Here is a 212-nt window from a genome sequence, read left to right as displayed (position 1 = left end):
AGGGTGTTGCCGACGCCGTTGAGGTGATCGCTGCCAGTGAGGGTTAGGTTTTCCAGGTTGGCACCCAGGGTCCAGCTCACCGAGGAGCGCACGGTGTCGACTTCAGATACCAGAGTGCTGGTCTCGGTAATCGCATCCTTGAGGTTGTCGACGATGTAGGTGTCATTGCCGTTGCCGCCGATCATCAGGTCGGCACCGGTTCCACCGTCCAG

At 59.9% G+C, this 212-nt stretch carries 1 protein-coding gene; it reads right to left on the bottom strand.

Annotated elements, in window-relative coordinates:
• On the bottom strand, nt 1-212 hold a 212-nt coding region (locus NHU87_RS28755), incomplete at both ends, for a hypothetical protein (protein ID WP_253555190.1).

The organism is Pseudomonas mandelii (assembly GCF_024138395.1).
GTDB lineage: Bacteria > Pseudomonadota > Gammaproteobacteria > Pseudomonadales > Pseudomonadaceae > Aquipseudomonas > Aquipseudomonas mandelii_E.
This window is presented reverse-complemented; position numbering and strand designations above follow the sequence as displayed.